12 protein-coding genes and 1 tRNA gene are annotated in these 14,557 nt (G+C 71.1%); 3 read left to right on the top strand and 10 right to left on the bottom strand.

Annotation, left to right across the window (positions count from 1 at the left end; all coding sequences use genetic code 11):
• Positions 1–23: 23 nt before the first annotated feature.
• The 5 genes from GQQ93_RS00970 to GQQ93_RS00950 all read right to left on the bottom strand — a co-directional run bounded on the left by GQQ93_RS00970 (position 24) and on the right by GQQ93_RS00950 (position 5,878).
• Positions 24–1,400 carry an ABC transporter permease gene (locus GQQ93_RS00970; RefSeq protein ID WP_157422348.1) on the bottom strand — a complete coding sequence of 459 codons (1,377 nt, stop codon included), beginning with the start codon at positions 1,398–1,400 and terminating at the stop codon, positions 24–26.
• A complete protein-coding gene (locus GQQ93_RS00965; protein ID WP_157422347.1) occupies positions 1,400–2,077 on the bottom strand; it encodes an ABC transporter ATP-binding protein in 678 nt (225 codons plus the stop codon). Before GQQ93_RS00965 ends, GQQ93_RS00970 begins: the two co-directional genes overlap by 1 nt.
• On the bottom strand, positions 2,074–3,747 hold the full coding sequence (locus tag GQQ93_RS00960; RefSeq protein WP_246191981.1) for an efflux RND transporter periplasmic adaptor subunit: 1,674 nt from the start codon (positions 3,745–3,747) through the stop codon (positions 2,074–2,076). The genes GQQ93_RS00965 and GQQ93_RS00960 overlap by 4 nt, the downstream gene beginning before the upstream one ends.
• The gene (locus GQQ93_RS00955) at positions 3,744–4,721 is read right to left on the bottom strand and encodes a hypothetical protein (protein ID WP_157422346.1); all 978 of its coding nucleotides are present in this window, start codon (positions 4,719–4,721) and stop codon (positions 3,744–3,746) included. The genes GQQ93_RS00960 and GQQ93_RS00955 overlap by 4 nt, the downstream gene beginning before the upstream one ends.
• Before the next feature lie 170 nt (positions 4,722–4,891).
• Positions 4,892–5,878 carry a Gfo/Idh/MocA family protein gene (locus tag GQQ93_RS00950; protein ID WP_157422345.1) on the bottom strand — a complete coding sequence of 329 codons (987 nt, stop codon included), beginning with the start codon at positions 5,876–5,878 and terminating at the stop codon, positions 4,892–4,894.
• A 91-nt stretch (positions 5,879–5,969) separates the two neighbouring features.
• Here GQQ93_RS00950 and GQQ93_RS00945 point away from each other — a divergent pair, with 91 nt between their 5' ends.
• The gene (locus GQQ93_RS00945; protein ID WP_157422344.1) at positions 5,970–6,803 is read left to right on the top strand and encodes an SGNH/GDSL hydrolase family protein; all 834 of its coding nucleotides are present in this window, start codon (positions 5,970–5,972) and stop codon (positions 6,801–6,803) included.
• A complete protein-coding gene (locus GQQ93_RS00940; RefSeq protein WP_170296083.1) occupies positions 6,800–7,618 on the top strand; it encodes an SGNH/GDSL hydrolase family protein in 819 nt (272 codons plus the stop codon). Before GQQ93_RS00945 ends, GQQ93_RS00940 begins: the two co-directional genes overlap by 4 nt.
• Before the next feature lie 55 nt (positions 7,619–7,673).
• Here GQQ93_RS00940 and GQQ93_RS00935 read toward each other — a convergent pair.
• The 5 genes from GQQ93_RS00935 to topA form a co-directional block, all read right to left on the bottom strand.
• Positions 7,674–7,749, bottom strand: a tRNA-Thr gene (locus GQQ93_RS00935).
• A 129-nt stretch (positions 7,750–7,878) separates the two neighbouring features.
• The gene (locus GQQ93_RS00930; protein ID WP_246191979.1) at positions 7,879–9,459 is read right to left on the bottom strand and encodes an alpha/beta hydrolase; all 1,581 of its coding nucleotides are present in this window, start codon (positions 9,457–9,459) and stop codon (positions 7,879–7,881) included.
• A complete protein-coding gene (locus GQQ93_RS00925; protein WP_157422343.1) occupies positions 9,456–10,646 on the bottom strand; it encodes a DNA polymerase III subunit delta' in 1,191 nt (396 codons plus the stop codon). The genes GQQ93_RS00930 and GQQ93_RS00925 overlap by 4 nt, the downstream gene beginning before the upstream one ends.
• A 34-nt stretch (positions 10,647–10,680) precedes the next feature.
• Positions 10,681–11,313, bottom strand: a complete 633-nt coding sequence (gene tmk, locus GQQ93_RS00920; RefSeq protein ID WP_157422342.1) for a dTMP kinase — start codon at positions 11,311–11,313, stop codon at positions 10,681–10,683.
• On the bottom strand, positions 11,310–14,102 hold the full coding sequence (topA, locus tag GQQ93_RS00915) for a type I DNA topoisomerase (RefSeq protein WP_157422341.1): 2,793 nt from the start codon (positions 14,100–14,102) through the stop codon (positions 11,310–11,312). The genes tmk and topA overlap by 4 nt, the downstream gene beginning before the upstream one ends.
• Before the next feature lie 209 nt (positions 14,103–14,311).
• Between topA and GQQ93_RS00910 the strand changes: the two genes are divergently transcribed.
• Entirely contained in the window at positions 14,312–14,548 is a 237-nt protein-coding gene (locus GQQ93_RS00910; protein ID WP_157422340.1) for a hypothetical protein, read from the top strand.
• The last annotated feature ends 9 nt before the right edge of the window (positions 14,549–14,557 follow it).

Below are 14,557 nucleotides of genomic sequence, written 5' to 3'. Positions count from 1 at the left end.
GAGCGGGCCCGCCGAGGGAGCGATCAGACGCCGGCGCGCAGTGCGGCGATCGGCTCGATGCGCGAGGCCTTGCGCGCCGGGTAGGCACCGGCGCCGAGGCCCACGACCGCGCCGAGGATCGCCGCGCCGAACACCATCGGCAGGTCGATGATCGGGGTCCACTGCTGCACGAGCGCCACGACCACCACCGCGAACACCCCGACCGCGGCGCCGATGAGGCCGCCGAGCAGGCCGATCACGACCGACTCCACCATGAACTGGCGGGCGATCTGCCGTCTGGTCGCGCCGAGCGCGCGCCGCAACCCGATCTCGCCGGTGCGCTCCGACACCGAGAGCAGGGTGACGTTCGCGATGCCGAGGCCGCCCGCGAGCAGCGCGATCACCCCCAGGATGAGGAAGACCACGTTGATGTCGGCCTGCACGCTCTCCTGCAGCTCGGAGCCCGCACGCGGCGCCTGCACGTCGAAGTTCTCGGGCGCGTTCGGGTCGAGTGCGATCGGCGCCTGCTTCGCGACGAGCGGGCCGGCGCCCGCGTCGATGCGCAGTTGGAGCTCGCTCGCGCTGCGCAGGCCGAAGTCGGCGCGCGCCGTTCCGAGGGGCAGGATCACCGAGTCGAGCAGGTCGGGCCGGCGCTCCATTCCGTCGACGATGCCGATGACCGTGTACGGGCGCTCGCCGATGAAGATCGAGGGCTGGCTGTCGACGCGGTTGATGCCGAGCTTCTCTGCGGCCCGTGCGCCGACCACGGCGACGCGGTCGGCGCGGGCGTCGTGCCCGTCGTCGAAGTAGCGCCCGGCGCTCACCTCGCCGCGCACGGCCTCGAGCAGCCCCGCCGAGGTGGCGAGCAGCGTCGGGCTCAGCACCTCGGGCGCCGAGGGGTCGTTGATCGGCACCGCGGTGATCTCGAGCTCGCCGATCGGCACCTCGCCGATGAGTCCGGCTCGTTCGACGCCGTTCAGGCGCTCCACCCGGGCGGGAGAATCCCAGGGCAGCGTCGAGGTCGCGACCTCGTCGCCGTTCGCGGAGTTCGCGGTGCCCGGTTTGAGCACCGCCTGCGTCGCCGCGACGGCGTCGAACTGGCGGCTGATCTGACCGGCGGCCGTCTGCGCGAAGCCGATCGTGACGACGAGCGAGGCGATGCCGAGCACGGTGCCGAGCGTGGTCATCACGAGGCGCCCCGTGTGGCCGCCGATGCCGTGGCTCACCTCGACGAGCAGGTCCTGGTTCGTGAAGCGGTCGGCGCGCGCGATGGGCGGGATGGCGGCGCCCTCGCGCGCACCATCGGCAGCTGCGCCGTCGCGGGTCGCACCGTCGGCGGTCGCGCCGTCGGCGGTCGCGCCGTCGGCGGTTGCGCCGTCCGGCGCCGTACCGCGCCGGAACCGTCGGAGGATCGATCGCATCACAGCTCGCTCACCCGCCCGTCGGCGATGCGGATGCTCCGCCGCGCCCGGTCGGCGACGTGCTGGTCGTGGGTGATGACGACGAGGCTGAGCCCATCGGCGTTGAGCTCCTCGAAGAGGTCCATGACCTCGCCCGAGGTCTGCTGGTCGAGGTTGCCGGTCGGCTCGTCGGCGAGGATGAGCTCGGGCGACGCCATCACCGCCCGGGCCACGGCGACGCGCTGGCGCTCGCCGCCCGAGAGCGTCGTCGGCAGGAAGTCCATGCGGTGCGCGAGCCCGACGCGGTCGAGCGCGGCCTTCGCACGGGGCATCCGTTCGCGACGCGGCACCCCGCTGTACAGGGTGGCGAGCAGCACGTTGTCGAGCACGGTGCGACGCGGCAGCAGGTGGAAGGCCTGGAACACGAACCCGATGGTCTGCGCGCGCAGGCCTGCGCGGGCCTCCTCGTCGAGGGCGGCGGTGAGCACGCCGCCGAGCCGGTACTCGCCGACCGTCGGACGGTCGAGGAGGCCCAGCACGTTGAGCAGCGTCGACTTGCCCGAACCGCTCGGGCCGACAATCGAGAGGTAGTCGCCCCGCCCGATCGTGAGGTTGACGCCCTTCAACGCCTGCACCTCGGGCGGCCCGGGGAAGGATCGGGTCACATCGATGAGCTCGACCACGGGGGCCTGGCTCATCGGCCGACCACGACGAGGTCGCCCTCGGCGATCTCGCCGCTGATCTCGATGAAGCCCTCGGCCGCGAGTCCGGTCTCGACCTCGACGAGGCGGGTCTCGTCGCCCTGCTGCACCTCGACCCGCGATTCGCCGCCGGGCCCCGCGGTGAGCGCGGCGAGCGGTACGGCGAGCACGTCGCCCTCGGTCGCCCCGATCGAGATCTTCACGCGCACGTTCTGGCCGCGCAGTGCTTCGACCTGCGCGTCGGTGGGCTTGACGGGTGCGAGCACCACGTCGTAGCGCGGCCCCGATTCGGCGGCTTCGCCGCCTTCGGCCTTGCGCGGCTCGACCGAGGTGATCGCGGCCCCGAGCTCGGAGCCGTCGGGCATCGCGAGCGTGGCGACGTCGCCGACCTTCAGCAGCTTCGCATCGCTCTCGGCCGCGGAGGCGTTGATCGCGAGCGTCGCGCCCGAGACGAGCATCGCCGCGGACTCCACGATGCTGCCGCGCTCGACCATGACCTCGTCGACCCGGCGCGGCAGGTCCTGCAGGTAGAGCACCTCGCTCACCGGCAGGAAGGCGAGTGTGCCGGCCTCGGCCTCCTCGAGGAGCTCGTACGCGTCGCCGAGCTGCGAACGGGCCGACTCGAGCGCCGCCCGCTCGGCACTCGCATCGCGGGGCGCGAGGCCGGCGTCGCGTTCGACGCGCGCGAGCTTCAGGGCGTCTTCGGCGTCGCCGATCGCGACGGGGTCGCCGGCGGCCTTCGCGGCGGCGAGGGCGCGCTCGGCGGCGCGCACCGCGTTGTCGAGCTGCACCCGTTCGACCGAGCTCGGGCCGGATCCGGCTGCGGCGAGCGCGCGCTCCGCTGAGGCGACCGCCTCTTCGGCGCCGGTCACCGCCTCCCGCGCCGAGCGCACCGAGTCGGCGGTGCCCTCGGGCGCCTCGGGCAGCGGGTAACCCACCTTCTCGTAGAGGGCCGCGACACCGGCCGCGGTCGCCGAGTCGAAGGTGTCGGAGGCGACGTCTCCCGCGTCGATGCCGACGGCGCGAAGGGCCTGCTTGAGCTGCGTCACATCGGGCCCCGAGAGGCCGGCGCGGAGGGTGCGGTAGGCCGGCAGCTCGCCCGGCAGCACGATGACGGGGCGGCCGGTGACCTCGAGGGCGATCGCCGCGGGCCCGAGTGTCGCACCGACCTCGGGCACACGACCGGTGACCACCGCGGGGCCGCCGAGGTCGCCCGTCTCGAGCTTCACCTCGACGGAGTCGGCGAACGCCGCGTCGCCGCGGATGGTGACGTCGTTCGAGAGCGAGCGCAGCTCGACCGGCACCGTGATCGGCCCGGCGTCGGGGGCGGCCGCATCGGCGGCGGCCTGCCCCGGCGAGACGATGAGGAAGCTCAGTCCGACACCGGCGACGAGCGACGCGATCGCGACCGCCGCGAGCACCCAGAGCACCCGGTTGCCGCGCAGCACGCGCCGCCAGCCCTGCACCGCAGGGTCGACGGGCTCTGCCGGTGCGGATGCCTCGGCCGCGACGAGTTCGTCGAACCCGCTGCGCGGGGCATCCGACGCATCGTTCTCGGCGGTGCCGGGCTCGCCGGCGGCGCCTGCCTCGCCGGCCGCTCCGGCCTCGCCGGCCTCGCCGGCCTCGCCCGCCCTGCCCGCCTCGCTCGCGCGACGCCTGCGGATCACTCGTCGCCCTTGCTGTAGGCGGCGAGCAGCGCGTCGAGCTCGGACTTGTTGTCCTCGATGAACTGCTCCTCGAGCACGAACTGCGCCTTCAGCTGCGTGTTCTGGTAGTCGAGCTTCTTCGCGCAGCGGAAGTCGGCGACGGCGATGTCGATCTCCTTCTGCTTCAGCTCGGCGAGCTGCTCCTCGCTCGGGCCCTCGGCGTTCTCACCCTCGTAGAAGGCGTTCTGCTCGTCCATGATCGAGGTCTGGGCGTCGCTGCGCGTCTTGAGGTCGGGGTACTCGGCGTCGGCCATGCACGCCGACCACTTCTCGTCGAGTGCGAGCATGTCGGGCTGCTTCGCGAGACCTTCCCAGAGTGCGCCCATCGCCTCGGTGAGGTCGGTGAACTCCTCGTCCTCCCAGTAGTTCTCACCCTGGATCTCATGCTGCGCCGCACCGTCGCAGCCCGCGGTCTCCCAATTCCACTCGTACGAGCCGTCCTCGTTCATCTCCTCCTCGGCCGGCGGCGCGCCGTAGAGGGTGGCGTAGTAAGCCTCCTGCTCGGTGGGCGAGAGCGACTCGATGTAGGGCTGGTTCGGGTCGACGAACTCCTCGGCCTCCTCCTGCTGGGCGTCCATCTCCTCCTGGGTCTGCACGAAGCCCCAGCCGTTCGCGGCGACCCATTCCTCGGTGTCGCGCTCGGCCATCTCGTCCTCGTCCATGAAGCCCATGTTCTGCGACTGGTCGACGGGGGTGTACTCGAAGCCCTCCTCGGCCATGCACTCGGCCTTGAGCTCCTCGGCCTTCTTCTGCTCGGCGATCATCCGCTCCTCGTCCCACGAGCCGTTGATGGGCTCGAGGTACTTCGTCAGCGGGCTGTCTTCGTAGCTGAGCTTCTCGGCACCGCCGGCGGGCCCGCCGGCGCAGCCCGCGAGCGCGAGCACCGCGACTGCGGCGAGGGCGGTGAAGCCGAGAACAGGGCGACGTACGGACACGGGGACTCCTTCGGGTCGGTGCGCATGAACCCGCATCGGACGATCGCTCGAGCGGGTCTCGTACGCGCCGGCAGGGCGGCGCTCCGGTGAGACTACCGGCGCACCGAAGCACCGCGCCATCCGTCCAGAGGATGATTCGGGGTCGGATCAGGGCGATCCCTGATCGTCGTTCACTCCCCCGGGTAGCGCAGGCCGATCTGCTCGCGAATGAGGTCGAGCGTCTCCATGATGGCGACGCTCTGCCGGGTCGGCAGGATGTCCCCGCCGTCGGTGCGTCCCTCGGCGACGAGTCGCTCGAGCGCGGCCGCCTGGTAGTGCATGCCGCGCCCGTGCACCTCGGAGACGTACTCCTCGAGGATCTCGCCGTCGGCACGGATCAGGCGGAAGGTCGTGGGCGAGTACCAGACGGGGTCGATCTCGATGCGCGCCTCGGTGCCGAGCACCATCGCAGTGTTCGGCCCGCGGGTGTTCGACGCGGAGAGGGTCGAGGCGATGCGGCCGTCGCCGTAGGTGAAGATCGTCGCGACCTGCGCGTCGGCACCGGTCGGCTTGAACGTCGCCGACGAGCGGACGTCGGCGGGGGCGCCGAACAGGTCCCAGGCGAACGAGATCGGGTAGATGCCGAGATCGAGCAGCGCGCCGCCGCCGAGCTCGAGCGCATTGAGCCGGTGGGCCGGGTCTTCGGGCAGCAGCTGCGTGTGATCGGCGATGAGCGTGCGCGGCTGGCCGATCGCCCCCGCCGCGACGAGCTCGCGGATCCGCACCATGTGCGGCAGATAGCGGGTCCACATGGCCTCGAGCGCGAGGAGTCCTCGAGCCTCGGCGACCTCGGCGATCCTCCGGGCCTCGCGGGCGTTGAGCGTGAACGCCTTCTCGACGAGCACGTGCTTGCCCGCCTCGAGCGCGAGCGTCGCGTTCGCCGCGTGCATGGGGTGCGGGGTCGCGACGTAGACGACGTCGACCTCGGGATCGGCCACGAGCGACTCGTAGCTGCCGTGCACCCGGGGGATGCCGAACTCCTCGGCGAAGCGCGCGGCGGAGGCCTCGTTGCGCGAGCCGACCGCCCGCACATCGAATCCGTTGAGCTTCAGGTCGTTGACGAAGAGCCGTGCGATGCCGCCGGTCGCGAGGATGCCCCAGCGCAGAGATTCGGTCATCCGGCCAGAATACGGCGAGTTCGGCCGCCCGTGGCCCCACCCCCACATCTGGGTTGCTGTGGATTCCTCAATTCAGGCCTAGCGTTGGTCCATGAGCGCACTTTCAGCCCGAAAGGCTCGCAACGGCATCGTCGCCGCGGCCGCCGCAGTCGCCCTCCTCGCGATCCCGATCGGAATCGCACTGCCCGCCCAGGCAGCACCCCCGCAGACCTCCGTCGCGAAGTACGTCGCCCTCGGCGATTCGATCGCCGCAGGCCAGGGTGCGGGCACCCCGCTCGACGCCTGCCTCCGCACCGGCGCGGGCTACGCGAACGGCCTCGACGCACTCCCCCGCATCAACCTCCTGCGCAACGCGGGCTGCAGCGGGGCGACGATCGAGGAGGTCGCCGCCACCCAACTCGGCCAGGTCAACCGGGGCACCACGCTCGTCACGATCACGGCGGGCGCGGGCGACCTCGACATCGGCACGGTCTACGCGGCCTGCATCCCCGACCCGACGACGACGCCCTGTGCGCTCGCGACTGCGTCCGCGCTGCAGACGCTCGAGTCCGGCGTGATCGCGCAACGCATGACCGCGCTGCTCATCGCCGCCCACGAGCGCGCTCCGCGCGCGCAGATCCTCGTCACCGGATACCCGCTGCCGTTCGGGGGCACCACGCCCGGCTTCCCCTCGGTGATCGACACGGCCGTCGCAGCACTCGACACCCAGATCGACGGCGCGGTCGACGCGGCTGCGGGTCTCGGCGGGGTGCCGGCGGGCTACGTCGACGTGACCGCGGCGTTCGCCGGCCACAGCGCGGCCAGCGCCGACCCCTGGCTCGGCGCGAACCCGAGCGATCCCGTCACGTTCCTGCATCCGAACGCAGCCGGCTACGCCGCCTACACCGACGCCGTGCACGACGCCTACCTGACGGTTGCGCCGTGAGCGCGCGCAAGGGCATCGCCGCGGTCGTGGCGACCGTCGCGATCGCCGCACTCGCGTTCGCCGGCGCCGCGCCGGCGTACGCCGCGAAGGGCGGAGGGAAGCCCGGCGGCGGCGGCGGGGGCAAGGAGCTCGCCTACGTCGCCCTCGGCGACTCCTTCGCCGCCGGCCAGGGCGGAGGCAGCTACCTCGACACGAGCTGCTACCGCAGCAACAACAGCTACCCGAAGCGCCTCGATGCCTCGCGCACACTGAAGCTCACCGCGTTCCCTGCGTGCTCCGGGGCCTCGACCGTCGAGACCCTCGCCCAGGTGCCCGCGATCCCGGTCGGCACCCAACGGGTGACCCTGACGGTCGGGGGCAACGACGTCGGCTTCGCCTCGGTCATGCAGAACTGCTTCGTGTTCGTCTCGACCACGAACTGCGAGGCGGATCTCGCGAACGCCGAGGCCATGGTGAACGACGGCACGATGTACGACCGCATCGAGTCCGTACTGCAGGCGATCAGGGCGAAGGTCGGCGCGCAGGCGAAGATCGTCGTGGTCGGGTATCCGAAGCTCTTCCACCAGCCGTCGAACTACGCATACGCGCCCCGGGTGAACGAGGACACGGGCGCACTCAACGACGTGGCGCAAGCCGCAGCGGCCGCCAACGGCGCGGTCTTCGTCGATGTGGAGGCGGCCTTCGCCGGGCACGGCATCGGCAGCTCCTCGCCCTGGATCAACGCGTTCAGCATCTTCAACACCACCGCGGCGTTCCACCCGAACTCCACCGGGTACGCGAACTACGCGACACTCCTCACCCCGGCGCTCGGCTGACGATCCGCGACCGGAACGACGAAGGCCCCGGATTTCTCCGGGGCCTTCTCCTTACTGGAGCCGCCTGTGGGAATCGAACCCACGACCTTCTCATTACGAGTGAGACGCTCTGCCGACTGAGCTAAGGCGGCGTGACGACCGGCGCGCGAAGCGCGCCGACTGGCACGAGAATCAATAGTAGCGGATGCTCGAGCCTCCGGATGACCACTCCGGTCGGGTGCGGATGCTGCGGGGCCCGCCCCGCAGCATCCGCACCTCGATCAGCACTCGGGATCGCTCGCGGGCACCGTTCCCTCGATGAGGTAGCCCTCGACCGCGCCGTTCACGCAGGAGTTCGACTTGTTGTACGCCGTGTGCCCCTCGCCCTCGTAACTCACGAGCACGCCGCTCTCGAGCTGGTCGGCGAGGGCGACCGCCCACTCGTACGGGGTGGCCGGGTCACCGGTGGTGCCGACGACCATGATCGGCGCAGCGCCCTCGGCGTGGATCTCGGCCCGCTCGCGATCGGACTGGTACGGCCAGTTGACGCAGCTGAGGTCGCCGTAGCCCATGTACGGGCCGATCGTCGGGGCGGCCTCGGCGATCGCCTCGGCCTTCTCGCGCATGACGGCGACGTCGGACTGATAGGTGTAGTCGAGGCAGTTGATCGCCCGGAATGCCTCGGTCGAGTTGTCGAGGTAGGTGCCGTCGGGGTTGCGGCCGTTGTAGCCGTCGGCGAAGGCGAGCGCGGGGTCGGCGTCGCCGAACATCGTCGCCTCGAGCATGTCGCTGAGGTACGGCCACGAATCGGCGCTGTAGAGCGGGTAGATGATCGCGGTCAGGAGCGTGTCGGCGCCGACCATGCGGCCGTCGCTGCCGCGCAGGGGGCTCTGGTCGACCGAGGCCAGCAGGCGGCCGATCTCGTCGCGCGACTCGTCGACGGTGCCGTCGAAGGGGCAGCCCTCCGTCGCGAGGCAGTCCTCGAGGTAGGCGTCGAGCGCGCGTTCGAAACCGACGGACTGCGCCTTCGAGACCTCGAAGTCGCTCGCCGAGGGGTCGATCGCGCCGTCGAGCACGAGCCGGCCGACCTTGTCGGGGTAGAGCTCGGCATAGCTCGCCCCGAGGAAGGTGCCGTACGAGAATCCGAGGTAGTTCAGCTGCTCGTCGCCGAGGATCGCCCGCAGCAGGTCCATGTCGCGGGCAGCGCTCTCGGTGTCGACGTTCGGGAGGAGCTCGCCGGTGTTGTCGGCGCAGGCTGCTCCGAAGTCGGCGGCGGAGCTGCCGACCGCCTCGATCCACTCGTCGCTGCCGCGCTCGGCGGGCACGATGCCGTAGAGGTAGTCGTCCATCTCGGCGGCGTCGTAGCAGGCGACCGCCGACGAGCGCCCGACCCCACGGGGGTCGAAGCCGACGACGTCGAACCGCTCCTGCAGGGGCTCTCCGACTGCATAGTCGAGCGAGTCGAGCACGAAGTCGTACCCCGAGCCGCCGGGGCCGCCCGGGTTCACGAGCAGCGAACCGATCTTGTCGCCGCTCGCCACGTGGCGCACAACGGCGAGGTCGATCTCGCCGGCCGACGGGTCGTTCCAGTCGAGCGGGGCCTTCGCGGTGGTGCAGCCCATGCCGTCACCGCACGGCTCCCACTCGAGCACCTGCGTATAGAACGGCTCGAGCTCGGGCGAGACCTCTTCGCCGGTCGGCGTCGACACCGGCGGCTTCTGCTCGAGGAAGGAGGGCACGCATCCGCTCAGCACGAGCACGGCGGCGAGTGCGGCGCCGACCGCCGCGAGGCGGCGACCCCGCGGCATCCGCCCCATCGGCTCACGACCCTGCGATCGTCGGACGGTGCTCGGTGCGCTCATGCGGCTCCTCGTTCGGGGTCGTTGGTTCTGACGGCGGAGACGAGCATCGCCTCGAGCGCGAGGGCGGGCTGCACATTGCCCTCGATGCGGGTACGCGCGGTCTGGATGGCGTCGAGCGTGGCGAGGGTCCGCGCCGGCGTCGCCGCCGAGGCCGCCTGCTCGATGCCCGGCAGCAGTTCGCGGTTGACGAGCGGCACATCGGCGGCCAGCTGCACGAGCAGGATGTCTCGGTAGAGCGACGCCAGGTCGACGAGGATCCGGTCGATGCCGTCGCGGAGGCTTCGGGTCGCCCGACGCTTCTGGTCGTCTTCGAGGGCCTTGATCTGGGGCCGGAGCGCCGGCGGCACCGCCTGACCCGGTGCGATGCCGAGCGAGTGCAGCGCATGCTCGCGCTCCTCCGCGTCGCGGAGCTCGGTGATCGCCTTCGCGTCGTCGCCCGCGATCTCGAGGTACCGGGCCGCGGTCATCACCGCGGTCGCCGTCGAGCGCACCCGCAGGGCGAGCTGGAGCGTCTCGGCCCGGCGGTCGCGGGCCTCGGCATTGGTGGCGAGCCGGTGCGCCATGCCGATGTGGCTCTGCGCCTCGCGGGCGGCGCGTTCGGCGAGTTCGGCGTCGACGCCGTCGCGGCGCACCAGGAGCTCGGCCACGTCGGCGACGCTCGGCACCTGCAGGCGCACCGAGCGCACCCGCGAACGGATCGTCGGGATGAGGTCGGCCTCGCTCGGCGCGCAGAGGATCCAGACGGTGCGCTCGGGCGGCTCCTCGAGTTCTTTGAGGAGGAAGTTCGAGGTCTGCTCGGTCATGCGATCGGCGTCTTCGACGATGATCACCCGATGCCGGCCGATCGAGGGCGCGTAGTGCGAGCGCTTCACGATGTCGCGCACGTCGTCGCGCTTGATGATCACGCCCTCGGTCGCGAGCACGTGCAGGTCGGGGTGGCTGCGCGCGTCGACCTGGATCCGCGTCGCCTCGTCGCCGTCGGGGTCGCCCGAGATGAGCGCCGTCGCGAATGCGTACGCGAGATTGGAGCGCCCCGACCCGGGCGGGCCGGTCACGAGCCACGAGTGGGTCATCTGCTGCGAGCCCCCCGCGGATGCCTCGGCGCCGCCGCCGCGCGCGGCCTCGGCCGCGGCACGGAACACGGCGATCGCCGCATTCTGCCCGGTCAGCTCGCTCCACACGCTCACGGCTCCACGCTACCTTCCGCCGCCGACGGCGGATTCAGCGGTCGCCCAGGAGCGCGCCGACCCGCTCGCGGATCGCGAGCGCGATCGTCTCGACCGGCTGCGCCGCGTCGACGACGAGGAACCGCCCGGGTTCGGCCTCGGCGAGCCCGAGGTACGCGGTGCGCACCCGGTCGTGGAAGTCGGATGCCTCGGCCTCGAGCCGGTCGAAGCGCGTGCGCGCCTCGTCGAGCCGCCCTCGGGCGGCCGCCGCATCGAGGTCGAGCAGCACGGTGAGATCGGGCACGAGCCCCTCGGTCGCCCACTCGGAGAGCCCGCGGACCGCCTCGGGATCGAGCACGCGACCGGCGCCCTGATACGCCACCGAGGAGTCGATGTAGCGGTCCTGGAGGACGACGTCGCCGCGCTCGAGCGCGGGCCGCACGACGGTCGCGACGTGATGCGCGCGGTCGGCCGCGTAGAGCAGCGCCTCGGCGCGCGGCGCGATGTCGCCGCGATGGTGCAGCACGATCTCGCGCACCTCGACGCCGACCTCAGTGCCGCCCGGTTCGCGGGTGCGCACGACGGTGCGCCCCTGCCCGGCCAGCCACTCGCCGAGCAGTTCGGCCTGCGTGGTCTTGCCCGAGCCGTCGCCCCCCTCGAGGGTGATGAACAGACCCGAACCGCTCACTTCTTCGGCGCCGACTTCTTCGCCGCCGGCTTCTTGGCCGCGGGCTTCTTGGCGGGCGCCTTCTTGCGCGGCGCGGCGGGCCCCTTGTCGCGCTTGAGCTGCAGCAGCTCGACGGCGCGCTCGAAGGTGATGTCCTCGACGGACTCGGCGCGCGGGATCGTCGCGTTGGTGGTGCCGTCGGTGACATACGGCCCGAATCGGCCGTCCTTCACCTTGATCGGCTTGCCGCTCACCGGGTCGTTGTCGAACTCCTTCAATGCGCTCGACGCGCGACGCGCACCGTACTTCGGCTGGGCGAACAGCTCGAGGGCCCCGGCGAGTTCGATGTCGAAGATCGCGTCTTCGCTGGGGAGCGTGCGCGTGTCGGCGTCCTTCTTGAGGTAGGGGCCGTAGCGGCCGTTCTGCGCGGTGATCTCGACCCCGGACTCGGGGTCGGCGCCGACGACGCGGGGCAGGTCGAGCAGCTTGAGCGCCGTCTCGAGGTCGATCTCCTCGAGGTGCATGCTCTTGAACAGCGACGCGGTGCGCGGCTTCGGAGCGGCGGCCTTCTTCGCGCCGCGCTTGGCCTTCGGCGCTTCGACGACCTCACCGGTCGCGGCGTCGACGGTCGTCGCCGCCTCGGGCTCGGGCTCGAGCTCGGTGACGTACGGCCCGAAGCGGCCGTCCTTCGCGACGATCTGCTTGCCGTTCGCGGGGTTCGCGCCGAGCACTCGGTCGCCCTGCACGGGAGCTTCGATGAGCTCTCGGGCCTTCGCCTCGGTGAGTTCGTCGGGGGCGAGCCCCTCGGGCAGGTTGACCCGGCGCGGCGTGGGCTCGCCGGTCGCGGAGGGCGCGGCGTCGGGATCGACCGTCTCGAGGTACGGGCCGTACTTGCCGATGCGCAGCGTGATGTCGGGCGCGATCACGACCGAGTTGATCTCGCGCGCGTCGATCTCGCCGAGGTTGTCGACGACCTGACGGAGCCCGCGGTGCTTGTCCGAGCCGAAGTAGAAGCTCGAGAGCCAGTCGACCCGGTCGGCCTCGCCCGCGGCGATGTGGTCGAGGTCGTCCTCCATCTCGGCCGTGAAGTCGTACTCGACGAGGTCGCCGAAGTGCTCTTCGAGCAGGCGGACGACCGAGAACGCGATCCAGCTCGGTACGAGCGCCTGGCCGCGCTGGGTGACGTAGCCCCGGTCGATGATCGTCGAGATGATCGAGGCGAACGTCGAGGGACGCCCGATGCCGAGTTCTTCGAGTCGCTTGACCAGGCTCGCCTCGGTGTAGCGCGGCGGCGGGCTCGTCTCGTGGCCCTTGGCCTCGAGCAGGTCGAGCGTCAGCTGCTGTCCCTCGGCGAGCTGCGGGAGCTTGGCGTCGCCCGAGGCGTCGTCGCGATTGCGCTCCTCGTCGCGACCCTCTTCATAGGCCGCGAGGAAGCCGCGGAAGGTGATGACCGTTCCGCTCGCGGTGAACTCGGCGATGGTGCCGCCGACCTTCGTCGTCGCCGCGGCGGGGGGCGGGGCATCCGCCTTCGTCGGACCGACCTCGATCGTGACGGTGGCCGTCTGCCCCTTCGCGTCGGCCATCTGCGAGGCGACCGTGCGCTTCCAGATCAGGTCGTAGAGGTCGAACTCGCGCCCGCGAAGTGCGCCCTGGAGGGACGAGGGGGTGCGGAACACCTCGCCAGAGGGACGGATCGCCTCGTGAGCCTCCTGCGCGTTCTTCGACTTGCCCGCGTAGACGCGGGGCTTGTCGGGCACGGAGTCGGCGCCGTAGAGCGAGGTCGCCTGCGTGCGCGCCGCCGAGATCGCCTGCTGCGACAACGAGTTCGAGTCGGTACGCATATAGGTGATGTAGCCGTTCTCGTAGAGCGACTGCGCCACGCGCATCGTGTCCTTCGCCGAGAGACGGAGCTTGCGCGCGGCCTCCTGCTGCAGGGTCGAGGTCGTGAACGGCGCCGCCGGGCGACGCGAGTACGGCTTCGTCTCGAGCTTCGAGACGCGGCGGCCGACCGTGTCGTCGCGGAGCGCCGACGCCAGCGCTTCTGCGGTCGCCTCGTCGATGACGACGGCCTTCGAGGTGAGCTTTCCCGAGTCGTCGAAGTCGCGACCGGTCGCGATGCGCTCGCCGCCGACGCGCACGAGCTTCGCGTCGAACGCGCTGCCCGGGGCATCCGTGGCGAAGGTGCCGATGAGGTCCCAGTAGCCGGCGGCGACGAAGGCGAGCCGCTCGCGCTCGCGGTCGACGACGAGGCGGGTGGCGGCGGACTGCACGCGGCCCGCCGAGAGGCCGGGGCCGACCTTGCGCCAGAGCACGGGCGAGACCTCGTAGCCGTAGAGGCGGTCGAGGATGCGTCGGGTCTCCTGGGCGTCGACGAGCGCGGTGTCGAGTTCGCGAGTGTTGTCCTTCGCCTTCTGGATGGCGTCCTTCGTGATCTCGTGGAAGACCATGCGGCGCACGGGGACCTTGGGCTTCAGCTCCTGCAGGAGGTGCCACGCGATGGCCTCGCCCTCGCGGTCCTCATCGGTGGCGAGCAGGAGTTCGTCGGCGTTCTTGAGGGCGCGCTTGAGTTCGGCGACCGTCTTCTTCTTCGAATCGGAGACCACGTAGTACGGCTCGAAGCCGTTGTCGACGTCGACCGAGAACTTGCCGAGCGGGCCCTTCTTGAGCTCAGCGGGCAGGTTCTTCGGCTCGATGAGATCGCGGATGTGACCGACCGAGGACAGCACCTCGTATCCGTCGCCCAAGTACTGGGCGATGGACTTCATCTTGGTCGGCGACTCAACGATGACCAACTTCTTCGCGCCTGACACCAGACTCCTTCTGACCGTTCGAATGAGACGAGAACGCACAATTCATGCCGCGCCCCCGAGCGGTGTGCCATGGCCGGCGGAACGCTCCGCCGACAGCCACACGATACACACCCTCGCCGGAAGTACGCCCACTCCACCGCGTCCAGTCGGCGAGGCGCGACTCGCCGCGACCCCCTTGCGCTTCCGCACGCCGGGAGGAGAATGGCGGCATGGACACGTCATCTCACGGCTCGTACACGGCCAAGCTGATCGACGGGCCGCTCGAAGGCAAGACCGTCGCGACGGCCTTCCTCGAATCCGGCGACCCCAGGCCCCGTCTCGAGCTCAACACCGATGCCGGCAAGCACTACGTCTATTCGCGCTCGTCCGGACTCGAGTTCGAGACCCCGGGCGACTCCCGCCCCTCGGCGGTCGACTACCGGTTCATCGAGACCGTCTTCGACTGATCGGCCTCG

The organism is Agromyces lapidis, from assembly GCF_009749405.1.
Lineage (GTDB): Bacteria > Actinomycetota > Actinomycetes > Actinomycetales > Microbacteriaceae > Agromyces > Agromyces lapidis.
The sequence above is the reverse complement of the archived record's forward strand: the minus strand, read 5'-3'. Positions and strand labels throughout refer to the sequence as shown.